21 protein-coding genes and 1 pseudogene are annotated in these 25,006 nt (G+C 74.4%); 8 read left to right on the top strand and 14 right to left on the bottom strand.

The genetic code is table 11. The features are described 5' to 3' along the window. Nucleotides 1-40 precede the first annotated feature (40 nt). Nucleotides 41-1,369: an MFS transporter gene (locus C7M71_RS18905; protein WP_111494960.1), complete on the top strand. Its 1,329-nt coding sequence runs from the start codon at nt 41-43 to the stop codon at nt 1,367-1,369. Nucleotides 1,370-1,459: 90 nt separating this feature from the next. Here C7M71_RS18905 and C7M71_RS33250 read toward each other — a convergent pair. Beyond that, nucleotides 1,460-1,663: pseudogene (locus C7M71_RS33250) on the bottom strand (helix-turn-helix domain-containing protein); the annotation flags it as partial. Between the two features lie 1,281 nt (nt 1,664-2,944). Between C7M71_RS33250 and C7M71_RS18890 the strand changes: the two are divergent. The 3 genes from C7M71_RS18890 (at nt 2,945) to C7M71_RS18880 (ending at nt 6,082) form a co-directional block, all read left to right on the top strand. Next, on the top strand, nt 2,945-4,825 hold the full coding sequence (locus tag C7M71_RS18890) for a BTAD domain-containing putative transcriptional regulator (RefSeq protein ID WP_114914432.1): 1,881 nt from the start codon (nt 2,945-2,947) through the stop codon (nt 4,823-4,825). 56 nt (nt 4,826-4,881) lie between these two features. Further along, on the top strand, nt 4,882-5,499 hold the full coding sequence (locus C7M71_RS18885; RefSeq protein ID WP_114914431.1) for a hypothetical protein: 618 nt from the start codon (nt 4,882-4,884) through the stop codon (nt 5,497-5,499). Nucleotides 5,500-5,695: 196 nt separating this feature from the next. Then, on the top strand, nt 5,696-6,082 hold the full coding sequence (locus C7M71_RS18880; protein ID WP_162824299.1) for a hypothetical protein: 387 nt from the start codon (nt 5,696-5,698) through the stop codon (nt 6,080-6,082). A 55-nt stretch (nt 6,083-6,137) separates the two neighbouring features. Here C7M71_RS18880 and C7M71_RS18875 read toward each other — a convergent pair whose 3' ends face one another. The 8 genes from C7M71_RS18875 to C7M71_RS18840 all read right to left on the bottom strand — a co-directional run bounded on the left by C7M71_RS18875 (nt 6,138) and on the right by C7M71_RS18840 (nt 14,626). Further along, entirely contained in the window at nt 6,138-6,914 is a 777-nt protein-coding gene (locus tag C7M71_RS18875) for a D-Ala-D-Ala carboxypeptidase family metallohydrolase (RefSeq protein WP_111490416.1), read from the bottom strand. A 28-nt stretch (nt 6,915-6,942) separates the two neighbouring features. Continuing rightward, the gene (locus tag C7M71_RS18870; RefSeq protein WP_111490417.1) at nt 6,943-8,226 is read right to left on the bottom strand and encodes a GH25 family lysozyme; all 1,284 of its coding nucleotides are present in this window, start codon (nt 8,224-8,226) and stop codon (nt 6,943-6,945) included. 193 nt (nt 8,227-8,419) lie between these two features. Beyond that, nucleotides 8,420-9,595, bottom strand: coding sequence for an ATP-grasp peptide maturase system methyltransferase (gene tgmC / locus C7M71_RS18865; protein WP_111490418.1), 1,176 nt, complete (start codon nt 9,593-9,595; stop codon nt 8,420-8,422). A 115-nt stretch (nt 9,596-9,710) separates the two neighbouring features. Further along, entirely contained in the window at nt 9,711-9,929 is a 219-nt protein-coding gene (locus C7M71_RS18860) for a DUF397 domain-containing protein (RefSeq protein ID WP_111490419.1), read from the bottom strand. Between the two features lie 80 nt (nt 9,930-10,009). Continuing rightward, a complete protein-coding gene (locus tag C7M71_RS18855) occupies nt 10,010-11,206 on the bottom strand; it encodes a DegT/DnrJ/EryC1/StrS family aminotransferase (RefSeq protein ID WP_111490420.1) in 1,197 nt (398 codons plus the stop codon). Nucleotides 11,207-11,241: 35 nt separating this feature from the next. Continuing rightward, nucleotides 11,242-12,387, bottom strand: coding sequence for a DegT/DnrJ/EryC1/StrS family aminotransferase (locus C7M71_RS18850; protein WP_229758802.1), 1,146 nt, complete (start codon nt 12,385-12,387; stop codon nt 11,242-11,244). After that, nucleotides 12,384-13,451 (bottom strand): NAD-dependent epimerase/dehydratase family protein, encoded by a 1,068-nt coding sequence (locus tag C7M71_RS18845; RefSeq protein WP_111490421.1) that lies wholly within the window; start codon nt 13,449-13,451, stop codon nt 12,384-12,386. Before C7M71_RS18845 ends, C7M71_RS18850 begins: the two co-directional genes overlap by 4 nt. Then, nucleotides 13,448-14,626 (bottom strand): Gfo/Idh/MocA family protein, encoded by a 1,179-nt coding sequence (locus tag C7M71_RS18840; RefSeq protein ID WP_229758801.1) that lies wholly within the window; start codon nt 14,624-14,626, stop codon nt 13,448-13,450. The genes C7M71_RS18845 and C7M71_RS18840 overlap by 4 nt, the downstream gene beginning before the upstream one ends. Nucleotides 14,627-15,158: 532 nt before the next feature. Here C7M71_RS18840 and C7M71_RS18835 point away from each other — a divergent pair. From C7M71_RS18835 to C7M71_RS18825, 3 genes are all read left to right on the top strand, one after another. Beyond that, nucleotides 15,159-15,704 (top strand): YwqJ-related putative deaminase, encoded by a 546-nt coding sequence (locus C7M71_RS18835; protein ID WP_229758800.1) that lies wholly within the window; start codon nt 15,159-15,161, stop codon nt 15,702-15,704. Between the two features lie 58 nt (nt 15,705-15,762). Then, complete coding sequence (locus C7M71_RS18830; RefSeq protein WP_111490424.1) at nt 15,763-16,254, top strand: SUKH-3 domain-containing protein; 492 nt, start codon at nt 15,763-15,765, stop codon at nt 16,252-16,254. A gap of 124 nt (nt 16,255-16,378) precedes the next feature. After that, the gene (locus C7M71_RS18825) at nt 16,379-16,954 is read left to right on the top strand and encodes a hypothetical protein (RefSeq protein ID WP_111490425.1); all 576 of its coding nucleotides are present in this window, start codon (nt 16,379-16,381) and stop codon (nt 16,952-16,954) included. Between the two features lie 58 nt (nt 16,955-17,012). Here the strand turns inward: C7M71_RS18825 and C7M71_RS18820 are convergent, their stop codons facing one another. After that, nucleotides 17,013-18,545, bottom strand: coding sequence for a sensor histidine kinase (locus tag C7M71_RS18820; protein ID WP_229758799.1), 1,533 nt, complete (start codon nt 18,543-18,545; stop codon nt 17,013-17,015). 330 nt (nt 18,546-18,875) lie between these two features. On the opposite strand from C7M71_RS18820, the gene ppc reads away from it, so the two are divergent. Continuing rightward, nucleotides 18,876-21,698, top strand: a complete 2,823-nt coding sequence (ppc, locus tag C7M71_RS18815; protein WP_111490426.1) for a phosphoenolpyruvate carboxylase — start codon at nt 18,876-18,878, stop codon at nt 21,696-21,698. Between the two features lie 118 nt (nt 21,699-21,816). On the opposite strand, the gene C7M71_RS18810 is transcribed toward ppc, so the two are convergent. The 4 genes from C7M71_RS18810 to pth all read right to left on the bottom strand — a co-directional run bounded on the left by C7M71_RS18810 (nt 21,817) and on the right by pth (nt 24,961). Then, nucleotides 21,817-22,845: an LPXTG cell wall anchor domain-containing protein gene (locus tag C7M71_RS18810; RefSeq protein WP_111490427.1), complete on the bottom strand. Its 1,029-nt coding sequence runs from the start codon at nt 22,843-22,845 to the stop codon at nt 21,817-21,819. Nucleotides 22,846-23,034: 189 nt separating this feature from the next. After that, the gene (locus C7M71_RS31925; protein WP_229758798.1) at nt 23,035-23,310 is read right to left on the bottom strand and encodes an LPXTG cell wall anchor domain-containing protein; all 276 of its coding nucleotides are present in this window, start codon (nt 23,308-23,310) and stop codon (nt 23,035-23,037) included. A gap of 325 nt (nt 23,311-23,635) precedes the next feature. Continuing rightward, a complete protein-coding gene (locus tag C7M71_RS18800) occupies nt 23,636-24,247 on the bottom strand; it encodes a hypothetical protein (RefSeq protein ID WP_265737667.1) in 612 nt (203 codons plus the stop codon). Between the two features lie 126 nt (nt 24,248-24,373). Next, nucleotides 24,374-24,961 carry an aminoacyl-tRNA hydrolase gene (gene pth / locus C7M71_RS18795; RefSeq protein WP_111490429.1) on the bottom strand — a complete coding sequence of 196 codons (588 nt, stop codon included), beginning with the start codon at nt 24,959-24,961 and terminating at the stop codon, nt 24,374-24,376. Nucleotides 24,962-25,006 lie beyond the last annotated feature (45 nt).

Below are 25,006 nucleotides of genomic sequence, written 5' to 3'. Positions count from 1 at the left end.
GGCCCGGCACCGAGCGGCCACCCGGCCACGGAGGTGCGGTATGGCGAGATCCGGCGCGCTGCGGGGCAACGCGGACTTCCGGCGGTACTGGACCAGCGAGACGCTGTCCACCCTCGGCTCCTATGTCTCGTACATCGCCTATCCGCTGCTGGTCCTGTCGCTGGGCGGCAGCCCGGCGGAGGCCGGGGCGGTGGCCACCTGCGCCATGGCCGCCCGGCTGATCTTCCGGCTGCCGGCCGGCCACCTGGTGGACGGCTGGGACCGGCGGCGGGTGATGTTCGCCACCGATGTGGTGCGGGCGGTCGGCGTGGGCTCCATCCCGGTCGCCGCCGCCATCGGCGTGCTCGGCTACCCGCAGCTGCTGATCGTCGCCGCCGTGGAGGGCGTGGCCACCGCGCTCTTCTCCCCGGCGAGCACCATCGCCGTCCGGGACGTGGTGCCCGAGGAGCATCTGCCCGAGGCGCTGGGGCGCAGCCAGGCCGCTGCGGCGACGGCGTCGCTGATCGGGCCGTTCGTGGGCGGCTGGCTCTTCACCGTGGACCGGGTGCTGCCGTTTGTCGTGGACTCGGCCTCGTACGCGGTCTCGGCGGTGCTGGTGGCGCGGATCACCGCCCGGCCGGAGGCGGCTCCGGCCTCGGGCACGGCGGACCGCAGCCCGGTCGCGGGGCTGCGCTGGCTGGGGCGGCAGCCGATGCTGCTGCGGGCGCTGGCCTTTGCCGGACTGCTCAACCTGGTGACGGCCTCCGCCGAGGTGGCGTTTGTGCTGGCGCTGCGGTTGGGCGGCACCAGCCCGTCCGGTATCGGGCTGGTGATGGCCTGCGCCGGGGTGGGCGGGGTGCTGGGTTCGGCGGCGGCGCCGTGGATCGTCCGGCGGCTCGATCCGGGGCCGCTGTTCCTGCTGGTCGGCACGGTGTGGGCGGCGGGTCTGACGCTCTTCGCCACCACGTCCAGCCCGTGGGTGCTGGGCCCGGTGCTGGTGGTGCTGGTGCTGCTCTCGCCGCCTGCCGGGATCGTGGTGGGCCGGGCGGTGCTCACCCTGGCCCCCCGGGAGCTGATCGGGCGGGTGAGCACCGCGTCCGGCATGGTGACGGCCGGGTTGGCGGCGACCGGCCCGGTCCTGGCCGGCGCCGCGCTCCAGGCACTCGGCGTCTCCTGGACCTGGCTGCTGCTGGGCGGCCTGGCCCTGGTCATCACCCTGGTCTCGGCCGGGCCGCTGCTCCGTACCCGGGGGCTGCTCACGGTCCGGCCGCAGCCGTCCGAGGCCCAGCCGCAGACCAAACCGGGGACGGCGGCGGAACCGGAGGGCGCGGCGGGGTCCGCCCAGGACCCGGCGGCGGCGGGCACCCCCGTGGGCGAGGCGGGGCGCTGACGGCGGGCGGCGTCCGCCCTCACCCCCGGGGGGAGGGCCGGACCCCTCGCCGCCGACCCGCAGCAGCCCGGCGGCGTGCGCCAGATGGCCCGCCTGGAAGCGGCTCTCCGCGCCCAACTGCTCCAGCATCTCCGCGATGTGCTTGCGGCAGGTGCGCAGCGACATGCCCAGTCGGCGGGCGATGGTCTCGTCCCGCAGCCCCTCGGCGAGCAGCCGCAGGATCGCCCGCTTGAGGTCGTCCAGGACGACGGCGTCGCGGCGGTCCGGGGCGAACGGCGACGCCAGGCCCCACATCCGGTCGAACGTCCGGCAGAGGAAGGCCACCACCGAAGGGTCGCGCAGCACCACCGCGCCGTCCGGGTCGCGGTGCAGCGGCAGAAAGACCACCCGGCGGTCGAAGGCGACCATCTGGCCGACCAGTTCGCCCAGGGTGCGCACCTCCGCCCCGACCGAGGTGATCCGGTCCACATAGGCGCGGGTGGGGCCGTGGCCGCGCGCCGTGTGCTGGTACAGCACCCGCATCCGCACCCCGCGCCGCACCGTGCGCAGATCGCGCTCCACGGCCTGCTCCAGCAGGTGCGCGGGGCGTCCGCCGCCGGGCTGACAGGTCATCACCTCGGTCGCCGCCCGTTCGCTGGCCTCCTCGATCATGGCGACCACGGTGTCCAGCGACTCCACCTCCGCCAGCGGCCTGCCCGCCGCCTCGGCGTTGCGCCCGGCTGCCGCGTAGAGCGTCCCCAGGGCGGCCAGCGAGTCGCGCAGCCGGTCCAGGTCGGCCAGGCTGCGGCGCAGCTTCGCCTCGGCGACGGCGGCTCCGGCGCTGGCGGTCATCGGGCTGGCGACCAGCCACTCCCCGGTGGACCCGGGCTCCTCGGTGGACCCGGGCTCCTCGGCCTCCCTCGGCCGGTCCGGTCTGTCGGGTCTGTCGGGGCCGTCGGGCCGGTCGGGGCCGTCGGCACTGTCGGGGCGGTCGGGCCGGTCGGGCCGGAGCAGCTCCAGCCCCGCCAGTACATGGACCGCGGCCCGCAGCCGCTCCGGCCGCATGCCCAGGTCGGCCTCCGCCTCCTCGACCACCAGCCGGCCCCGCTCGACCGCCCAGGCATAGACCTGGACCTCGTCCGCTCCGAGGGTGGCCGAGGCCACCGGGACTCCCGATAAGCGACTGATCGCCAACTCGTCTCTCCTTGCAGGTTGTTGCGGCGCACGATAGTGCGATGTGGGTCATCTGGACGGCACGGACGGTGACATCTCAGTCTTGTAACCGAGGGGTGGAGAAGCGGTCAAGAACGCATGAGGCCGTGGTGAGGGCTGCCCCGGAACCGCCGACGGACGGACCGACGACCACGGAGCCCATCACGATGCAGGTCGCCCCCAGGACTGCGGGAGAACACCGCGCCGCCGACGACACCGCCTGGGGCGGCAGGCCGCCCCCGCCCGACCGCTGACGGCCGCCTCACAGCATCCGCCGCCGCCACCCGTCACCCGTCACCGTCACCGTCACCGTCACCGAGCGGACGGTCGGCGCGACCCGCCGACCGCCGCTCACGGCTGCCCCCGGCCGGGAGGAGAAGACGATTGGGACACGACCAGCCGCAACGGCCCGGCCGGCTCCACTTCGGGATCCTGGGCCCGCTCACCGCCGCCCTGGACGGCCGACCGCTGCCGCTCGGCCCGCACAAGCAGCGCACCGTGCTGGGCCTGCTGCTCTGCCGCGCCAACAGCACCGTCCCGCTGGAGCTGCTGGCCGACGCCCTCTGGGAGGGCAGTCCGCCGCGCACCGCCCGGAAGAACCTCCAGGTGTACATCTGCGCGCTGCGCAAGCTGCTCTCCACCGCCGGGCACGGCGACCGGCTGGTCCACGGGCACGGCGGCTACCTGCTGCGGGTCGGCCCCGGCGAACTCGACGCACTCCGCTTCGACCAGCTGTCCCGGGCCGGGCGGCAGGCCGCCCAGGGCGCCGCCGCCGCCCGGCTGCTGCGCGAGGCGCTGGCCCTGTGGCGCGGGCCGGTCCTCGCCGACCTGGCCGGACCGGAGGCGATCCGGGCCGAGGCCGAGCGGCTGGCCCTGCTCCGGGTGGCCGTGTACGAGGACTGGGCCGAGGCGGAGCTCGACCCGCGCGGGCCTGACGGCCCCGGTCATGCGGGCGGGCCTGGTCATGCGGGCGGCTCCGGCCAGGCGGGCGACCCGGGCGCCGTCGCCGAGACGATCGGCGAGCTGACCCGTGAGCACCCGTTCCGGGAGCGGCTGCGGGTCTCCCAGATGACCGCGCTGCACCGCTGCGGGCGGCAGAGCGAGGCGTTCGCCGTCTACGACGAGTACCGCAGACTGCTGGCCCGGGAACTGGGCCTGCCGCCGAGCCCCACCCTGGAGGCCCGGTACCGCGCCCTGCTCACCGACCCGCCCGGCCCGCCCTCGGCCGCCGCACCGGCCCGCCGCCGCCCCTCCGGCGCTGCGGGCCCCCTGCTCCCCCGCGACCTGGCGGACTTCACCGGCCGCAAGGAGCACGTCCACCGGCTGCTCAAGGTGCTCGGCCGCGACAGCGGGCAGCCGGTGGCGCTGACCGGCCCGGTGGGCGCGGGCAAGAGCTCGTTGGCGCTGCATGTGGCGCACCGGCTGCGGGACGCCTTCCCGGACGGCCGGCTGCTGGTCCGGATGCGCACCCCGGACGGCTCCCCCCGGCCGACCGGCGCGGTACTCGCCGAACTCCACCGCGCCGCCGGACTGCCCGCGCCGCCGCTCGGCGACGACCCCGCCGAGACCGCCGAGACCGCCGAAGCCGCCGCCGAGTGGCGGGGGCGGCTGGCCGGGCGCCGGGTGCTGCTGCTCCTGGACGACGCGCCGGACGAGGCCAGCGTACGGCCGCTGCTGCCCGCCTCCGGCCCGGGCCAGGTCCTGGTCACCGCCCGCACCGGACTGGCCGGGCTGGAGTCGGCCCACCGCGTCGAGGTCGGCCCGTACACCCCCGCCGAAGCCCTCGAACTGCTCGGCCGCATCATCGGGTTCGGCCGGGTCACGGCGGACCGGCCCGCCGCCGAACGGATCGTCTCCGCCGCCGGGCTGCTGCCGCTCGCCGTACGGGTCGCCGCGACCAAGCTCGCCGTCCTGCGCCACCTGCCGCTGGACGAGTACGCCGCCCGGCTCGCCGACCCGCTCACCGCCCTCGACGAACTCTCCGTCGGGGACACCGCCGTCCGCCCCCGCCTGGCCCGATGTTGGCGCGACCTCCCCGAGCCCGCCCGCGACATCCTGCGCATCCTCGGCTCACTCCCCGCCCCGCTCTTCACCCTCGAAGAGGCCACCGCCGCCCTCGGCCTCGGCCTGCACCGCACCCGCCAGGCCCTGGAGTCCCTGATCGAGGCATGCGTCGTCGCCTCCCCCTCCAGCGAGGTCACCGCCCACGCCGTCCTCTACGAACTCCCCCGCCTCACCCACCTCTTCGCCCGCGAACAACCCTGACCCGCCTTTGCCATCCCGATACAATCGCCGGACCGTTCTCCCCGATGGGGGAGTCGATGCCAGACCGGTCCCAGGCCCAGCCGTCCACCCATTCGCCCGGCTTCCACCGGGGTGCGGAGCTGTCCCAGGAGATCTGGGTGGCGCATCTCTACGGCTACCGGTTCGAACGGTTCGACGGTGGACGGCTGCCCGGTCTGGCCGGTCCCCGGCTCCATCTGGCGGTGGACACCGACCCCGCCGCGCGGCAGCGGGCCGCGTGGATGCGCGCGCCCGACCTCCGCCCGGGTGTGCCGGCCCCCGTCCTCTGGGGCGCGAACCAACCGGGGCGGTGGCCGCTGCTGTGGACGCCTCCCGGCCGGCCGCCCGGCTACGGGCCGATCCTGCCGGACGGACAGGAGCTGCCCCAGGTGGCGATCCCCCCGTGGCGCACCCACCTCAGCCCCGGCAACCTGCTCCGCCTCGCGCTCTGGGTGGCGGCCGTCCGAGTGCTGGGCGGGCTCGGGGTCAATCGGGCCGGGGTGGCCGTCGGTCCCTCGTGGTGGGACCTGCTCACCGCGGCTGTCGTGGCCGGGCTGCTGATCGGCGCGCTGGTGGCCCGCCTGGTGCGCGACCAGGCGATCCGCCGGGCCGAGCCCGGTCCCGACCCCGGCCCCGGTCCGGGGTATCAGGGCTGAGAAATACCGTGACGGCCGACGGGCTGCATGGACGCCCCCGCTTCCCGCCGCCGACCCTGGAGACCGTCGTCCGGGCGCGGCGGCCCGACCAGGCGGCCCGGCTGCACACCGCGCTGCTCGCCCTGGCCGAGCAGGACCCGCTGATCAGCACCCGCCCCGCCGTCGGCGGCGGACGTCGGTGCTGCCGTACGGGGAGGTGCAGAAGGAGGTCATCGCGGCGGTCCTGCGTGACGACTTCGGCGTGGAGGCCGTCTTTGCGCCGAGCCGCGTCGTCTGCCTGGAGCGCGAGATCCCGGCGGACGTCCTCGGCCCGGTCACCGCCCGACCGGCCGCCCTCGGCGCACACCTCCGCGACCCCGTCCGGGAGGACTCCTCCTGGCTGCTCGCCGGAGACCTCCCGGCCCGCCGGGTGGACCGGTTCACCCGGCAGCTCCCCGGCCTCTCCCACGGCGAGGGCGTCTGGTGGTCCCAGCCGTCCGGGGACCGGCCGGTCAGCGGCCCCGCCCCGACCCGGGAGCGGCCCGACGGCAACCCGCTCAACCGCCAGGAGTACCCGCGCCACCTCGCCCAGCGCACCGGCTGACACCGGCCCGACCCGGGCGGCCACTCAGGGCCGCCCGGGTCAGCCCGGTCTCGCGTCAGGCGACGCCGTCCTCCCACCACCAGAACTGCGAGCCATACGGGTACTCGATCCGGCTGTCCACGTGCTGCCATGACACCGTGTAGGTCTCCAGGCCGGAGAAGCCGCAGGTCTCCGCGATCCGGTACACGCTGAGCGTGGAGAGCCCCGACACGGCCAGGTCCGCCGCGACGCCATAGGCGTGCATGCTGTTGGAGGCGCCGCCCACCTGGGCGTTGTAGGAGATGCTGCGGAAGCCGGAGTTGATGGTGATGGGACGGTCCCCGGCCTTCCTGCGCAGGGCCTCCAACTTGTACATCAGCCGCCGCACATTCTCCTTGACCTGGGCGGAGCCCACCTTGCCCCCGGTGAACCCGGCGCCGTCATGGGAGGTGAACTCGTTCCAGCCGAAGTGCGACGTCGATCCGTCCGAAGCCTCCAGCCCGTTGAGCGTCTGCTGGGTCTGCGGCCCCACCACGCCGTCCGAGGCCAGCCCGTAGGCGGACTGGAACCGCTTGACCGCCGCCGCCGTACCCGGCCCGAACGAGCCGTCCACGGCCACATAGGTCTGCTGCGCCCCGGCCGCCGCCCAGCCCGCGACCCGGATCTGCAATTCGGTGACATCCGAGCCGCTGGCGCCCTGCTGGAGCGTACGGGACCACCCGTACGCCGACGCCCGGCCGGCCAGCCCGATGTTCAGGGCAGCCGCCGCGCCCAGCGCGCCCGCCAGACCGGCCGCGCCTCTGAGCAGGGTGCGCCGGCTCACGTCCCGGCCCGTGCTGTGCTCTGTGTTCATGGCTGAACCTCTCCTTGAGGGGGACGGGCTAGGAGACCAGTGCCTGCCAGGTCGCGGGGCCGACGACGCCGTCGACCGCCAGACCGTGCGAGGACTGGAAGGAACGCACCGCACTGCCGGTACCCGAGCCGAAGACACCGTCCACCGCCACCGACGCACCATGCGCATTGAGTTCCGCCTGCACGGCGGAGACCGCAGGGCCGGTGCTGCCCTGCTGCACGGTGACCAGCAGTGCCTGCCAGGTCGCGGGGCCGACGACGCCATCGGCCGCCAGACCGTGCGAGGACTGGAAGGAACGCACCGCACTGCCGGTACCCGAGCCGAAGACACCGTCCACCGCCAGCGACGCACCATGCGCATTGAGCAGGTACTGCACGGTGGTCACCTGCCGGCCGCTCTGCCCCTGCTGCACGGTGGGCCACCCGGCGCTCGGCGGCGGTGTGCCGCCGTTGCCGAGGGCGAGCGCCTGGAGGTCGGCGAGGGAGCCGTTGAAGCGGTCCTGGTCGCCGGGGAAGACCCCGGAGTCGGCGTACTGCCAGATGGTCTGCGCCGACCAACCGGCGGGCAGGGTGCCCGGGCTGCCGGCATAGCGGGCGATCCAGAGCGGGTTGGTCGCGCCGAAGCTGCCGTTGTTGCCCGTGCAGGTGGTCCACCAGTCGGTGGTGGTGTAGATCATCGGGTAGCGACCGGTCTTGGCCCGCACCTCGTCGCTGAAGGCGCGTATCCAGGAGACCATCGCGCTCTGGCCGAGGCCGTAGCAGGTGGCGCCGTAGGGGTTGTACTCGATGTCCAGGGCGGGCGGCAGCGTCCTGCCGTCGGCGGACCAGCCGCCGCCGTGGCCCACGAACCAGTCGGCCTGGGCGGTGCCGTTGGAGCGGTCCGGCAGGGCGAAGTGGTAGGCGCCGCGGATCAGCCCGGCGTTGTACGAGCCCGTGTACTGCCCGCTGTAGGAGGGGCTGGTGTAGGTGGTCCCCTCGGTGGCCTTGACGTAGGCGAAGGCGGCGCCGTTGCTTCTGACCGCCGCCCAGTCCACAACGCCCTGGTAGCTGCTCACATCCAGCCCGGCCAGGGTGCCGGCGGCCGCTGCGGCGACGGAGGGCTGCGCGAGTACGCCGCTTCCGCCCTGACGTTGCAGGCCCGATCCGGCGTGGTCGGCATCGGGGTGGGTGATCGGCGGCGGAGTTCCCCGGCCCGCGGCGGATTGCGCGGTGGCGGCGCCGGGCAGCGAGAGGAGGAGGGCAAGTGAGGTGACCAGGAGTCCGGCCGCGTAGGCGAATGGTCGGCGGCCGGAGGTTCTGCCGACTGTGGGCATGGCTGTCCCCAGGGGTGTCGGACGATGAGCGTCATGGCGACTTGTAGTGCCCATGACAGTCAAGACTGTAGGGACGCGGACCCCACCACGGAAGACAGGCCGAGCACTTTCCCTGCCGAAACCCCATCCCGCCCAACCCGGTTGAGCCCCCGTTGCCCCACCCGTCACCCCCCGGCCACGGCACGCCCCCGGCTCACCCGGCGAGGACTCCGACGGGCCGGTCGGGGGTGTCCAGCCAGACGGAGTTCGCCTCCGGCGTGACGGTCAGCCCATACCGGCCCAACCCCGGACGCCCGTCCCCGAGCCAGCGGGACACCACCGCTTCGACCGTGGACCACAACGCCCGGGGACCGCCCTGGCAGACCCGCACCCCGCCACCCGGAGCGCTCTCCAGGACGGCCCACGACCCGTCGGGGTGGAGGAGCCAGCAGCCCGTACCGCCGTTGGTGGCAAGGGTGAGCCGGGTGACCCCGGGCAGCGCGAGTTGGACGGCCCACAGCAGACCCGTCTCGTCCAGTACCGCCGGGTGCACGGCGGTGTCGGCGGCGGCGGTGTGCCTGCGAGCATCCAGGGCCGCCCGCAGGAGAGGTCCGAGGGCGGGGCGACGGGTTCCACGGGAGAGCATGAACGACACCCGGCCGTCGATGAACCGCCCCTCCGCCCTCTCCGGGGTCCGGACATCCAGGCGTACATAGCCGTAGGCGTCCAGGCTGCCGGCGAGTGAGGCGAGGATGACCGCCCCCGGGACGCTCTGCTCCAGCCAGGCGGCCGGGATGCGGCCGGGCGAGTAGGTGGCGATGATCCGCTCAAAGGGTGCGTGCGCGGGAGCACCGAGGGCGCCGTCGCCGACCATCAGGCGGGGCCGGTAGCCGAGGGATTCCAGGCGGTCTCGGGCCGCCCGCGACAGCCCGGGGTCGAATTCCACGCTCGCCACCCGCTCCGGACCGACGCGGGCGCAGAGCAGGGCGGTGGAGTACCCGGTCCCGGTGCCGACTTCGAGCACCCGGCTGTCGTCGCCGACCTCCAAGTCCTCCAGCATGCGCACCACGACGCCCGGCAGCGTGGACGAACTGGTCGGGGTGCCGGTCACCGGGCCGTCGGTGGTGGAAGTGGCCCCGTGGTCGAGCTGGGTGACCCAGGTGCGGTTGCGGTAAGCCAGAGTCAGCCACTCGCCGGTGCCCTGCGGTACGGGGGTGTAGCGGGTGATGCCGTCCGGGCCGGGCCCGTCGGTGCAGAAGGCGGGCACAAAGAGGTGCCGAGGCACGTCCGACACCGCCCGCCGCCACGGCTCAGTCCGGATCGAGCCGTCCTGCTCCAACTCGGCGACGAGTTGGGCCCGCAGCGCGCGGGCGGTGCTGCTGTCCTTCATCGGCCTGCGCCTTCCCTGTCACCGCCCTCGCCGCCGAGCATCAGGCGCGGCCCGTCGGCTGAGCCGGGGCGGGGTGAGGTGGGGACGGCCCCGGAGGGGGTCCGGGGCCGTCCGGTCAGTACTCGCCTGCCTTCAGCCCGGCCAGGAAGTCGGCGAAGGCCCGGTGGGTGAAGAGCAGCGCCGGGCCGTGCGGGTCCTTGCTGTCCCGCACCGGCACCAGGCCCGGGACGCCCTCGGCCACCTCGACGCAGTCATTGCCGCCGCCGCTGAAGCTGGACTTGCGCCAACGCGCCGCAGGCACCTGGTCCGCGCTGGGTGCGTGTGTACCGGTCATCTCGGAGCCTCTCACTGCTCGCTGGATCGTCGCCGCCGGACACCGGGTGCGATGGGCCTGAAGCCGGGGTCCGCGACCGGTCAGGATGTGCGGGTCAGGGCTTTGGCGAGGGTTTCGGCGACGCGGGTCTGCTGGGCCTCGGTGATCTGCGGGAAGAGCGGCAGGGTGAGCAGTTCGCGGGCGGCCTGCTCGGCGGCGGGGAAGGAGCCGGGGCCGTGGCCGAGGGAGCGGAAGGCGGGCTGGAGGTGGACCGGCACCGGGTAGTGGATGCCCGCGCCGATACCCGCCTCGTGCAGCGCGGCCAGTATGGCGTCGCGGGAGCGGCCGGGGTGGATGCGGACGGCGTAGAGGTGCCAGACGTGCTCATTGCCCGGCAGGGTGCGGGGCAGGGTGAGGGTGTCCAGGTCGGCGAGGAGGGCGTGGTAGCGGGCGGCGGCGGCGCGGCGGGCCGCGTTCCAGGCGGGCAGGCGGCGGAGTTTGGCGCGCAGCACCACGGCCTGGAGGGTGTCCATCCGGGAGTTGAAGCCGAACCGGTCGTGGAGGTACTTGCGGCCCGACCCATGGTCGCCGATCAGCCGGACGGCGTCGGCGAGGGCGTCGTGGGAGGTGGTGACGGCGCCGGCGTCGCCGTAGGCGCCGAGGTTCTTGCCCGGGTAGAAGCTGGTGGCGGCGACCCGGCCCCAGGAGCCGGAGGGGCGGCCGTGCTGGGTGGCGCCCTGCGACTGGGCGGCGTCCTCGACGACCGGCAGGCCGTACTCGGCGGCCAGGTCGAGCAGCGGGCGCATCGGGGCGAGCTGGCCGTTGAGGTGGACCGGCAGCAGGGCGGTGATCCGGCCGGGGCGGCCGTCGCGGCCTGCGGCGGCAGCGGCGACGGCGCCGCCGTCGGCCTCCAGGGTCTCGGCGACCCGGGCCGGGTCGATCAGCAGGTGCTCGGGGTCGGCGTCCACCAGGACCGGCCGCAGCCCGGCCCGGACCACGGCCTCGGCGGTGGCCACAAAGGTGTTGGCGGGCAGCACCACGCCGCCGCCGGGCGGCAGTTCCAGGGCGCGCAGGGCCAGTTCCACGGCGTCGGTGCCATTGGCGGTGCCCACGCAGTGGCGGGTGCCGGAGAAGGCGGCGTACTCCTGCTCGAAGGCGCCGACGTCCGGCCCCTTGATGTACGCGCCGGTGGCGAGGACCCGGTCGAACCCCTCGCGTACCTGCTCGGCGACCTCCGCGTGGGCGGCCCGCAGGTCCACCAGCGGGATGGGGTCGTCGGCCGGTGTACCGGTGGTCATGGTGCGGTCCCCCGATTCGGTGTGGTCGGTCTGTCTCAGCCCGCCGCGCCCAGCAGGGCGGCGACGACCTGGTCCTGCTGCGGCTCGGTCAGGAAGTGGTGCAGCGGCAGGACCAGGGAGTTGCGGGTGAGGTGCTCGGTGGCGGGCAGCGGCACCCTGGCGGTGCCCGCGTACGGGGCCTCCAGATGGGCGGCCATGATGCCGCGCCGGGCGGAGACCCCGGCGGCGGCGAGCTTGCCCAGCAGGTCGGCCCGGCCCACCGGGAAGCCGTCCGGCAGCAGCAGCCAGCAGGACTGGTAGTTGGTGGTGCCGTGCGGCGGGTCGGCGACCAGCCGGGCGCCCTGGTACGCGGTGAGCAGCGGGGCCAGCAGGGCGCGGTAGCGCTCGGCGAGGGCGCGGCGGCGCTCCACCATGGCGGGCAGCTTGCCGAGTTGGACCAGGCCCACGGCGGCCTGGATGTCGGTCATCCGGTGGTTGAAGCCGATCTCGTCGTAGGTCTCCAGCACGGTGGCCCCGGCGGTGGCGGCGTGCCGGTCGGCGGCGGAGACGCTCATGCCGTGCTCGCGCAGCCGCCGCAGCCGGGCGGCGGTGGCGGCGTCCTGGCAGGTGACCATGCCGCCCTCGCCGGTGGTGAGCAGCTTGCGCGGGTGGAAGGAGAACGCGGCCAGGGTGGCGCCCTGTCCGGCGGGGGCGCCCCGGTAGGTGGAGCCGGCGGCGCAGGCGGCGTCCTCGACCACGGTGATGCCGCGCGGGTCGGCCAGTGCCCGCAGGGCGTCGAGGTCGACCGGTACGCCGCCCTGGTCGACGGCGACCACGGCCCGGGTGCGGTCGGTGAGCAGCGGGGCGACGGTCTCGGCGGTGAGGTTGCCGGTGGCCGGGTCGACGTCGGCGAAGACGGGGACGGCGCCGACGTAGGTGGCGGCGTTGGCGGTGGCGATGAAGGAGAGGGAGGGGACCACGACCTCGTCGCCGGGGCCGACTCCGGCGCCGATCAGGGCGAGGTGGAGGGCGGCGGTGCAGGAGGAGACGGCAACGGCGTGCGGTACGCCGAGGTGGTCGGCGAAGGCCCGCTCGAAGGCGGCGACCCGGGGGCCCTGGGCGACCCAGCCGGAGCGGACCGCCTCGGCGGCGGCCTCGGCCTCCTCCTCGCCGAGCCAGGGGATCATCACGGGGATGGTCACAGGGCACTCCCGGCAGCGCTCTCGGCAGCGGCCTCGGTCTCGGCAGCCGTGGTCTCCCGCCACCAGCCGACCAGTCGGCGCAGGCCCTCCTCCAGCCCGAGCTCCGGCTTCCAGCCCAGGTCGCGCTCGGCGGCGGTGATGTCGGCGAGGCGGCGGGTGACGCCGCCGGCGGTGTCCCGGGCGGGCCCGTGCTCGACGCCGAGGTCGGTACGGTCCATGGCGGCCAGCAGGGCGTCGGCGAGGCCGCGCAGCGACACCTCGCTCGCGCTGGCGATGTTGTAGACGCGGTCGGTGACGGGGGCCCGGGCGGCCAGCAGATTGGCCCGGGCGATGTCGTCGGTGTAGACGAAGTCCATGGTCTGGGCGCCGTCGCCGAAGATCAGCGGTGGCTGCCCGGCGGCGATCCGCTCCATCCAGCGGATGAAGACCTCGGTGTAGCGGCCGTGCACGTCCATCCGGGGGCCGTAGACGTTGAAGTAGCGCAGCGCGACATAGTCCAGGCCGCTCATGGCGTGGAAGCTGCGCAGCATGCCCTCGTTGAAGGTCTTGGCGGCGCCGTAGAAGGTGTCGTTGTGGTACGGGTGCTGGGTCTCCGGGGTGGGGAAGGTGTCCGCCAGGCCGTACACGGAGGCCGACGAGGAGGCGACGACCTTGCGCACGCCGGTCTCCACCGCCGCCTCCAGGACGTCGAAGGTGCCGTCGACCAGCACCTCCAGGGCGAGCCTTGGTTCGGTGGCGCACTGGGTGATGCGGATGGCGGCGAGGTGGAAGAGGACATCGGTGCCGGGCTCCAGCAGTTCGCGGAGCAGCGCCCGGTCGCGGATGTCGCCGTGCACCACCCGCAGCCGCCGGGGGTCGTCGGCGGCGGCGAGGTGCTGGGCGCGGGCGAGGTTGGCCATCCGGCCCCGGACGAAGGTGTCGAGCACGACGACCTCCCCCGCACCGGCCTCCAGCAGCTGGTCGACGACGGTGGAGCCGATGGTCCCGGCGCCGCCGGTGACGACGCATCGGGCGCCCCGCAGGTCGACGCTGCACCGGGGTTCGGGGGGCGTGGTGTCGGTCATCGGGGGACGGCCCTTTCCGGGAGGGTGGCGGTGATCAGGTCGGGGTCGGCGGCGGGGCCGGAGGCGGCGCCGACCGGTACGGTGGCGCCGCCGAGCTCCAGGCTGCGGGAGGCGGCGTGCAGCAGCCGCAGCACCCGTACGCCGGCCCGGCCGTCGGTGAGCGGCGCCCGCCCCTCGGCGATGGCGGCGGCGAACTCGGCCATCACATTGCGCAGCGCCTCCTGCTCCATCAGCGCGGGGGCGACCATCTCGCCGACCCGGTAGGAGATCAGCGCCTGGTGGCGGATGGCATCGGTGAGTTCGTCGGGCGGGGTGAGGTCCACGCCACGGTCGTAGACGGCCAGCCGGGCCTGCGGATTGAGGTCGTCCCAGACCAGGGTGCGCCGCGAGCCGCCGATCATGGTGGTGCGGACCTTGGTCGGCGACAGCCAGTTGACGTGGCAGTGGGCGAGCGCGCCGCTGCTGAGCCGGACGGTCAGATAGGCGACGCAGGCACGGCCGGCGCCTATCGGGTCGGCGCCCTGGGCGGAGACCCCGACCGGCTCCACGCCCGGCGGCAGCACGAAGTCCAGGATGGACAGGTCATGCGGGGCGAGGTCCCACAGCACGTCGACGTCGGGCTGCACCAGGCCGAGGTTGATCCGTACCGAGTCGAAGAACTGCACCTCGCCCAGGTCGCCGCCGCGCACCAGCTCGCGGATGCGGCGCACCACCGGGGTGTAGCAGAAGGTGTGGTCGCACATCAGCACCCGGCCGTGCCGCTCGGCGACCGCGACCAGCTCGGCGGCGTCGTCGGCGTCGGTGGTGATGGGCTTCTCCACCAGGACGTGCTTGCCCGCCTCCAGGGCGGCCCGGACCAGCCGGTAGTGGCTGGCGGCCGGGGTGGCGACGGCGACGGCCTGCACCCGCTCGTCGGCCAGCACCTCGTCGTAGGAGGTGGTGGCGCGCACCGTGCTGTACTCGCCGAGCACCCGCCGGGAGCGGGACTCGTCCAGGTCGCAGAGCCAGCGCAGCCGCAGTGCGGGCGTCTGCTGGGCGTTGCGGACCAGGTTGGGCCCCCAGTACCCGGCGCCGACGACGGCCAGGCCGATCGGCCCGCCGGCCGGTACGGTGGGCGGCCCCGGCGTCTCCACATGCTCACCCGGCGCCTCATGGGCCTCGGCGGCCCCGGTCACGCCCCTTGCGCTGCTCCTGCCGTTTCCACCGCTCTGGCCGCTCTCGCCGCTCTTCCGCCGCGAATGCGTCATGGCATCGACCCCCCATGCTCGCCGCGCGGCGCTGCGACCGGCGCGGCTGACACCCTCACTGCCGGAGACGACCGGAGGACGGGACGCGGCAGCCGCCTGCTCTCCCCTGCGGTGGCGGTGCCGCGCGCACCGCTTCCGGTGTCGCTGCTGGAACGCTACCGCCGCCCTCCGGCGCAGGGAGGCGGAATGCGGAAACCCCGCCCACGACTTGTGGAAGGGCTGTGAGGATCGGCCACGGCGGCGGAGTTGCGACTTGCCCACGCCCCCCGGCCGGTCGGCAACTGACGTCATTTCCACTGCTGCTGACGATGCCCCCGCCGCCGATAAAACAGGACAGTCCCCCGTGAACCATCCCGCGTCCCCCACCCCGGATTCGTGATCATCTCCAGGATTTGGCAGTCTGACCTCTTGTACTTCGCCGATACCACTCGGCCCGGCGCAGAGGGAGGGAGGAGAGACCTTGACCATCGGAGAACGGACGCCGGCCGCTGCCGGACCGCCGCTCGCCACCTCCTCCGCCCGGCCGGACGACCCCGACCCGGCGGGCCCCCGCCCACCGGCCGCCACCCCGCTGCTCCGCCACCACCGTGACAGCCTGCTGCCCGCCGTGGCCGCCGCCCTGTCGGTCCGGGGTGCCACCCACACCCACCCCGGGTACAAGGACGACCCGCTGCCCGCGCTGCATCCACTGGTCGCCGCCTTCCTGGACGGGCTGCCGTTGGAGAGCCGGGAGCGGTTCACCGGGCGCTGCCCCGAGGCGGTGCTGCTGTCGCAGTACCTCACCGTCGCGGAGGCGAACCGGTCACGGCGTGCCTCGCGTAAGCCACTCGGGCTCTCCGAGGCCCGCAAGGCGCTCAAGGGCGCCAAGTTGACGACGGTGCGGATTCGCGAGGAGGGCGACCCGGCGCACGGTACCCACCAGCCGCCCTGCCGCTCCTGCGAACCGATGCTGGACCACTTCGGCGTGCGCAGCGTCGCGGTGGCGCCGCCGGCCGACGCCGGCTGAGCCGCCGCGCACCCGCGCCGCACCGCACCACGGCCCCGTCCCCGAACCGAGGAGCCCCCTGCTGAACGCCCGCTTCCCCGCCGAGGTCTCGTCCGCGCTCAAGCACGCCGGCTGGCATCCCGGCCGCTGGCAGATCCGCCAGGCCGAGGCGTGGGCGGACGCCCTCGCCGCGCACGACTCCCCCGACGGCCACCGCCACAGCGTCTTCCCCGCCGCCGTCGACGCCTGGGCGGAGTTCGGCGGCATCGGCGTCGACCTGGCCGGGGCGGGCGAGCAGCTGGCCCGCACCCCCTTCCTGATCGACCCGATGCGCGGCCTGCACCAGCCGCGTACCCTCGCCGACCTCAGCCGGGCGCTGGACAGCCCGGTCGCCCCGCTCGGCGAGGAGAACGGCGGGCTCGGCCTGCTGGCGATCGACGCACAGGGCCGGGTCTACAGCCTGGACCACAGCGGCGAGTGGTACCTCGGCCCGAGCGTCGACCAGGCGGTGACGACCCTGGTCACGGGCGCCGCCCCGGAGCGGCTGCGGACCGTCGCCGGGCTGCTCTGACCCGGGCTGCTCCGACCGTCCCGCGCGCCGCCACACGCCTCCGGGTGAACCGTCCACCGCCTCCCCGCGTACCCGTCTGCGGACACCACCGGCCCGCAGCACACCCGCCCGGGAGGCACCCCCCATGACCGATGCGACCGCGACCGATCCGACCGCGACCGACGCGACCGCGACCGCGACCGATCCAACCGCACCGCGCCGCACGCCCGCCGTCCGTCCGCAGGCTGCGGTCGGCGGAGCCGTCGCCGTCGCCGCCCTGCTGATGTCCGTGGTCGGCTGTACCGCCAGCAACCATGTGGGCAGCGCCAGCCAGGCCAACCCGGGGGCGGTTTCGGGCGCGGACAGCCCGCAGTTCCCGGCCGGGATGCAGACCATGCAGGGGGCACCGGGAGCGCAGCAGCCCGGCGCCGGGGACCAGGGCAGGCCGCCGGTGGCGCTCAGCGGCTTCGCCGCCGCCACCGGCTGCACTGCCGCCGCGCCCGACGCGGGCCAGCAGCTGAAGCAGACCACCTGCACCGACCGGCAGGGGACGCGCTTCGCGGTCACCACCTTCACCAGCCAGGCCGACCAGCAGCAGTGGCTCCAGGCCACCCTCGGCGGCGGCAGCTTCCTGGTGGGCGACCGCTGGGCGGTGGGCGCGGACAGCGCCACCCTGCGGTCCCTCCAGCAGAGCGTCGGCGGCACCATCTCCAGCGCCTGACCGCCTGACCGCCTGACCGCCTGACCGTCTGACCGCCGACCCGCCCGAGCGGCACCGCCTACGCGGGCTCGACCGGCTCCCGCCGCAGCGGCACCGCGTTCACCGCCAGCCGCGACGGCAGTACCGCCTCCACCTGGAAGCCGCCGTCGTCGGCCGCTCCGGCGGCGAAGGTCCCGCCCAGCGCCGCGACCCGCTCGCGCATCCCCACCAGCCCGTTGCCGCCGCTCGGCAGCGGCCGGTCGGCGCCAGGCTGCGGCCGCTCGGCGGGGCAGGTGTTGACCACCGTGATCCGCACCCCGTTGGGTACATAGGCCACGGTCACCAGCGTGTCCGCGCCCCGCGCATGCTTGTACGCATTGGTCAGCGCCTCCTGCACCACCCGGTACGCGGTGTGCTCGGCCTGGGCGGTGAACGCCCGCCGGGCCCCGCTGACCGCGAGCCGCACCGGCAGCCCGGCCGACCGGGACTGCTCCACCAGCCGCACCAGATCGCCCAGCCCAGGGCCGCCGTCCGCTCCGGCCGCCGTACCGTCGTCGCCCGCGCCCCCGTCGGCCCGGCCGCCACCGCCCCGGCCACCGCCGAACGCGCCGCCGTCCGGCGCCCCGTCCTCGGCCTTCCGCGCCGGGGACGGAGCCGCACCGGCCCGGGCCGCGGCGGTACCGGTCTCCCCCTCGGACATCCGCAGCACGCCCAGGATCTGCCGCAACTCGTCCAGCGCCTGCCGGCCCACCTCGCCCATCAGCCGGGCGCTCTCCGCCGCCCGGTCCGGGTCCTTGGCGACGATCCGCTCCATCGCCCCGGCGTGCACCACCATCAGGCTCACCCGGTGCGCCACCACATCGTGCATCTCCCGGGCGATCCGGGTGCGCTCCTCCATCCGGGCCCGCCGGGCCCGCTCATGGGCCTGCTCGGCCAGCAGGGCCAGCTCGGTCTCCAGGCCCTCGGCGCGGTCCCGCAGCGACTCCACCAGTCGGCGCCGGGCCCCCACGTACAGGCCGACCACGACCGGCGGCACCGTCAGCCCGACCGCGACCAGGACGGCCAGCACGACCAGCAGCAGGCGCGGCGAGTCGCTGCCGCCGGACTCCGGGTCGCCGAAGAAGGTGATCAGCACCATGCCCAGCGTCTCCACGAAGACCAGCGCGGAGAGCGTGGTCACCGTGGAGCGCCGGGCCCGCCAGTCCCGGCAGGCGGCGAGCGTGTAGAGGGAGACGACCAGCAGCACCACGCCGACCATGCCGGGCACGAAGACCAGCGCCGCCACCACCGGCAGCGCCGGCCAGCGCCGCCGCACCACCAGGGAGGCCCCGGCCAGCGAGCCCAGGACAAAGGCGATGACCGGTACCACGCCATGCCAGTGCAGCGACCCGGAGGCGAACCCGGCCGCGCCCGCCCCGCACTCCAGCGCCGCCGCCGCGGCCAGCAGCACATCCAGTGCCATGCTGCGCCGCCGCGCCCACCAGAGCGGGCCGCTCCTCCCCCGGCCGCCCTCCGCCCGCGCCGCGCCCGGTGCCCGTGGTACCGACACCGCCACCGCCACCGGTCCCGACACCCCGCTCCGGGACGTGCTCTCCCCCGCCGACATGCTCATGGGCACCAGCGTAGGCGCCACCCGCCTCGGGCTCTCCCCCCCATGACGGCTACCCGTCCCGCGCGGCGCACACCCGGGCACGGCCTGTCCGCCATACGACCGCCAGGGGCTGCGGACGGACCCGGCGACCTATGCTGGTCGCGTCGGACAGCGCGGTCCGCACCGGCTGTGGCGGAACTCACCGCCCCGGCCCGCACCACCGGGCTCTGCCGAGGACCCGCGCCGGGCGGGCGCCGCCCTTCCGGGTCGGCGTCTGCCGCCCTCCGCGCGGAGCCATGGCCGTGCCAAGCACCGTCCCGTAGCCGTAACCGTGAGCAAAGGGAGCCAGCCGTGACCGCACCGGTCCCCACCCCGGCCGACCGCCCCGCGGCAGAGCACGACACCGCCGACCCGACCGCACTCGCCGCCAATGCCGCGCTGCGCGCCGACATCCGACGCCTCGGCGACCTGCTGGGCGAGACCCTGGTCCGCCAGGAGGGCCAGGAGCTGCTGGACCTGGTCGAGGAGGTCCGCCGCCTCACCCGCAGCGACGGCAAGGCCGCCGCAGCCCTGCTGGAGCAGACCGAACTGGAGACGGCGGCCAAGCTGGTCCGCGCCTTCTCCACCTACTTCCAACTCGCCAATGTCACCGAGCAGGTGCACCGTGGCCACGAGCTGTCGGTACAGCGCACCCGCGAGGGGTCCACGATCGCCCGGACCGCCGACCAGCTCGCCGACGCCGACCCGCAGCACCTCGCGGACACCCTGGCCCATCTCTCCGTACGGCCGGTCTTCACCGCGCACCCGACCGAGGCCGCCCGCCGCAGCGTCCTCAACAAGCTGCGCCGCATCGCGGAGCTGCTGGACAAGATCCACCGCGAGCAGACCGTCTCCGGCCTCGCCGAGGCCGATCCGGCCCGGCACGGCTCCGCCCGCCGCCAGGCCGACCGGCGGCTGGCCGAGGTCATCGACCTGCTCTGGCAGACCGACGAACTGCGGATCGCCCGCCCCGAGCCCGCCGACGAGGCCCGCAACGCCGTCTACTACCTGGACGAGCTGTACCGGGAGGCCGTGCCGGAGGTCCTGGAGGAGCTGCACGAGGAGCTGGCCCGGATCGGCGTGGCGATCCCGGAGGGCGTACGGCCGCTCACCTTCGGCACCTGGATCGGCGGCGACCGGGACGGCAACCCCAATGTCACCCCGGCGGTCACTCGCGATGTGCTGATCCTCCAGCACGAGTACGGCATCAAGGACGCCCTGGAGACCGTGGACGACCTGCGGGCCACCCTCTCCACCTCGGTCCGGCTGGCCGGCGCCTCCCAGGAGCTGCTGGACTCGCTCGCCGCCGACCTGGAGGCGCTGCCCGAGCTCTCCCCCCGCTACAAGCGGATGAACGCGGAGGAGCCCTACCGGCTCAAGGCCACCTGCGTCCGGGAGAAGCTGGTCAACACCCGCAAGCGGCTCGCCGCCGGCACCGTGCACCAGCCCGGCCGCGACTACCTGGGCACCCGCGAGCTGCTGGCCGACCTCAAGCTGATCCAGGAGTCGCTGCGCGCCCACCGGGGCGGCCTGATCGCCGACGGCCGGCTGGCCCGCGCCATCCGCACCGTGGAGGCGTTCGGCCTCCAGCTGGCCACCATGGACGTCCGCGAGCACGCCGACGCCCACCACCACGCCCTGGGCCAGCTCTTCGACCGGCTCGGCGAGGAAGCCTGGCGGTACGAGGACATGCCGCGCGACTACCGGCAGCGGCTGCTCGCCCGGGAGCTGAAGTCACGCCGCCCGCTGGCCCCCTCCCCGGCGCCGATCGACGCGGCCGGGCAGAAGACCCTCGGGGTCTTCCAGACCGTACGCGAGGGCTTCGAGCGGTTCGGCGACGAGATCGTGGAGAGCTACATCATCTCCATGTGCCAGGGCGCCGACGACGTCTTCGCCGCCGCCGTGCTGGCCCGCGAGGCCGGGCTGATCGACCTGCACGCGGGCGTCGCCAGGATCGGCATCGTGCCGCTGCTGGAGACCACCGACGAACTCCAGCAGGCCGACCGGATCCTCGACGAGATGCTGGCCGACCCCTCCTACCGGCTGCTGGTGTCGCTGCGCGGCGACGTCCAGGAGGTCATGCTCGGCTACTCCGACTCCTCCAAGTTCGGCGGCATCACCACCTCCCAGTGGGAGATCCACCGCGCCCAGCGCAGGCTGCGCGACGTCGCCAAGCGGTACGGCATCCGGCTGCGCCTCTTCCACGGCCGCGGCGGCACCGTCGGCCGTGGCGGCGGCCCCTCGCACGAGGCGATCCTGGCCCAGCCGTGGGGCACCCTGGACGGCGAGATCAAGGTCACCGAGCAGGGCGAGGTGATCTCCGACAAGTACCTGATCCCCTCGCTGGCCCGGGAGAACCTGGAGCTCACCGTCTCCGCCACGCTCCAGGCGTCCGCGCTGCACACCGCGCCCCGGCAGTCCGCCGAGGCGCTGGCCCGCTGGGACGCCTGCATGGACACCGTCTCCGAGGCGTCCCACACCGCCTACCGCCGTCTGGTGGAGGACCCGGACCTGCCGAAGTACTTCTTCGCCGCCACTCCGGTCGACCAGCTGGCCTCGCTGCACCTGGGCTCCCGGCCCTCGCGCCGCCCGGACTCCGGGGCGGGGCTGGACGGCCTGCGGGCCATCCCCTGGGTCTTCGGCTGGACCCAGTCCCGGCAGATCGTCCCCGGCTGGTACGGGGTCGGCTCCGGCCTGGCCGCAGCCCGCGACGCGGGCCTGGGCGATGTGCTGGACGAGATGCACGGCTCCTGGCACTTCTTCCGCAACTTCCTGTCCAATGTCGCGATGACGCTGGCCAAGACCGACCTGCGGATCGCCCGCCACTATGTCGAGCAGCTGGTCCCGGCGGAGCTGCGGCATGTCTTCACCGCGATCGAGGCCGAGCACCATCTGACCCTCAAGGAGGTGCTGCGGCTCACCGGCGAGAACGAGCTGCTGGAGCACAACCCGGTGCTCAAGCAGACCTTCACCGTCCGCGACGCCTACCTGGACCCGATCTCCTACCTCCAGGTGGCGCTGCTGCGCCGGCAGCGCGAGGACGCGGCACGCGGCGCCGAGGAGGACCCGCTGGTCTCCCGCGCCCTGCTGCTGACCGTCAACGGCATCGCGGCGGGGCTGCGCAACACCGGCTGACCCGCACCCGGCCGGGACCCTGGCCCTAACCCTGGCCCCGGCCCCGGAACGGCGGAAGGCCCGCCCGCATCGCTTCACGCGATGCGGGCGGGCCTTCCGGCTGACTGCCTCAGCCGCCTCAGTGGCGGGCCGTACGGCTGCGGCGGACGAAGAACAGCGCCGCGCCGCCGGCCACCGCCAGCGCTCCGGCGATCCCGGCCAGCATGCCGGTGCCGCTGCTGCCGGTGTTCGCCAGCGAGGTGCCGGGCGCGACGCTCACGGGCGCGGTGGAGTCGGACGCCACCGGGGCGACCTCCGAGGAGGACTCACTGGGCGAGGCGGACTCGCCGGGCGCCCCGGAGTCGGTCGGGGAGACGGAGTCGGTGGGCGACACGGACTCGCTCGGAGCCGGGGACTCCGACTCCGGCGCGCTCTCCGACGGCGTCGGGGTCTCGCTCTCCGGAGCGGACTCGCTCGGGGTCGGGGACTCCGACTCCGGCGCGCTCTCCGACGGCGTCGGGGTCTCGGTCTCCGGGGCGGACTCGCTCGGGGTCGGGGACGCGTTGTCCGTGCAGTCCCGGGTGCCGCCGTTCCAGGAGGTGATCAGCAGCTCCTTGATGACCGCGTGGTCCGGGCCCTCGGGCAGGTCGCCGTGCTTGTGCCCGGGGACGCCGTCGAACTGGGTGTCGCCCTTGTAGAGGTCCACCTGGGCGAAGCAGCCGGCGTCCGGGATGTTCACATTGAGCGTGTCGGTCTTGAACTTGTCCCCGACGGTCACCGAGTCGAAGTCCACGAAGACCTGCTTGCCCGAGGTCTCCCAGGTCGGACCGTGGGTCAGGTACGAGGCCAGCGAGACGGTGCAGGTGCCCTTGCCGTCGGCCCTGACCTTGAGGTGCACCTTGCCGGCGGCGTCGGGCTTCAGCGACTCGCGGCTGACGTCCACCGACTTCGACCAGGTACGGCCGTCGTTGAGGGAGAACTCGCAGGTCGCCGTCTTGCCGCCGGGATGCGGCTGGTAGCGGCCCGGGTTCTTGTCCCAGTGCTTGCCGCCCGGCCCGGTGCCGTGCGCGCAGGCGAGGGCGGGCGAGGCCGCGGCTGCGGAGAGCGCGACGGCGGCAGCCCCGACGCCCAGCAGGCGGGTCGGGCTGACCCGGAGTGATATGGACACGGATACCCCTTAGCTCTGATTACGGGCCCCTGGCGGGTCGTGGGCGCGGCGGAGCGGGACATCGGCGGGAGTGTGCCGGGGCTCGACAGCAACGCGCAATCACACGGGTCCCAGGAGCACGTTGAATGCTCGACCCGACCGCAGGCGGTTGTCAATGGGACTGACAGCGGCCGGAGTTGTGACGATCCCTCAGTGTGCGGCGGCTTCCTCGCGTCTGCGCAGCGCCCAGAGCGCCCCTCCGCCGGCCGCCACCAGCAGCCCCGCGTAGACGACCAGCAGTCCGGTGTCCTCGCTGCCCGTGTCGGCGAGCAGCGGCGCCACCGGGGCGGTGGCCGGACGCATCCGGGGGACCTGTCCAGGATCGGCACCGGTCTCCGCCTGCGCCGCACCGGCGCAGCCGAGGACCACGGTGGTCGTAAGTGCTGCGGCGCCGACGAACTGCGCCGCACGGGTGCGTCGCGACATGGACACACGTACCCCTTTGATCTGGTCGCACGGGGCCCGGTACGGGGTGGTCAGGCGGCGGCATCCGGCAAACCTAGAGGCCGGAGGAGGGGAGGCACTGAGCACGCCGGGCCCAGGAACATCACACATCGTCATCCGGCGCGGGAGTGAAATCAATTCGCCGCATGCACGACAAAAACAGTCGGACCGGACACCGCTATCCCATCGAACACCAGCGAACCAGGACAGAACCCTCCCACCGGTCCACGGGTAACACTTCGGCCACGACTCAACACGATCCCTGCACGCGCCAACCATCCAAAGCCATAGGATCGCTGACGAGCCATCAGAACGAGTTGGCGGCAAAGGCCCCGCAGAGCAGCGCCACCCCCAGCACCGCGCCCACCCACGCCGTACGCCGCATCCGCAGCGCCACCCCCAGCACCACCGACGCCAGCAGCAGCGCCCCGCCGAAGGGGATCCAGGCATGCAGCACCCCCGCCCAGCCGGTGCGCACCGCCTCCGACGTACCCGGCCGGATCGCCACCGCCAGCGGCTCCGCCGACCGCCCGCCCTCCGGCACCCCCGAGCGGTCCACGGTGACCACCCGCGAGGCGCTGTCCGGCCCATCCGGGACATAGCTGCCCCGGCACACCCCCGGGTCGCAGGAGGCCACCGTCAGCGTCCCCCGTTCCCGGCCGCCCAGCACCGCGTCCTGGCAGCCCCGCCAGCTCGCCCAGCCCGCCGTGCCCAGCAGCACCAGCACCACCGCCCAGACCGCCAGCAGGCGCAGCAGCAGCACCAGGCCCACGGCCCGCTCACCCGCCCTGCGCAGCCGGCTGCGCCGCCCCTTGAAGCGCGGCGAGGCCGCCACCCGCTGCGCGGCGGGTGTCGCCGCCGTCCTGGCCACGACCCTGGCCGCCGCCGCCTTCCGCTCGGCCGCCTTCGCCACCGCCACACGCACTCCCGGGGACTCGTCAGGACCGGGCCCGGCACCGTACGCCCCCGCCTCCGGCCCGTCGGCGCCGCACGCTACCCTGCGGAGCGCCCCCGCACCAGGCTCCGCCTGCCAGTCCCTCGCCGACTACGAGTTGTACGACTGCTGGGCCCGCTCCAGCCCCTCGCTGATCAGCGCCTCCACCGCGTCCGCCGCCCGGTCCACGAACCAGTCCAGCTCCTTGCGCTCGGCCGCCGAGAAGTCCTTGAGCACAAAGTCCGCCACCGGCATCCGGCCCGGCGGCCGGCCCACCCCGAAGCGCACCCGGTGGTAGTCCGGGCCCAGCGACTTGGTGATCGACTTCAGGCCGTTGTGCCCGTTGTCGCCGCCGCCCAGCTTCAGCCGCAGCGCCCCGTAGTCGATGTCCAGCTCGTCGTGGACCACCACCAGGGCCGAGGTCGGCGCCTTGTAGAAGTCCCGCAGCGCGGTCACCGGGCCGCCGGAGAGGTTCATATACGACATCGGCTTGGCCAGCACCGCCCGCTGCCCGGACAGCCGGCCGTCCACCACCTGGTTGCGGCTCTTGTGCGCCTTGAACCGGCCGCCCATCCGCTGGGCCAGCAGGTCCACCACCATCCAGCCCACGTTGTGCCGGTTGCGGGCGTACTCGTCGCCCGGGTTGCCCAGGCCCACCACCAGCCACGGCCCCGTGTAGCCGCCGTCACCGCTGCTCATCGTCTGCTTCGCTCCCGAGATCGACACCACCGAGGACCATCATCG

Source organism: Peterkaempfera bronchialis (assembly GCF_003258605.2).
Taxonomy (GTDB): Bacteria; Actinomycetota; Actinomycetes; order Streptomycetales; family Streptomycetaceae; genus Peterkaempfera; species Peterkaempfera bronchialis.
Note: the sequence above shows the minus strand (reverse complement) of the source record. Positions and strands in the feature narration are given on the sequence as shown.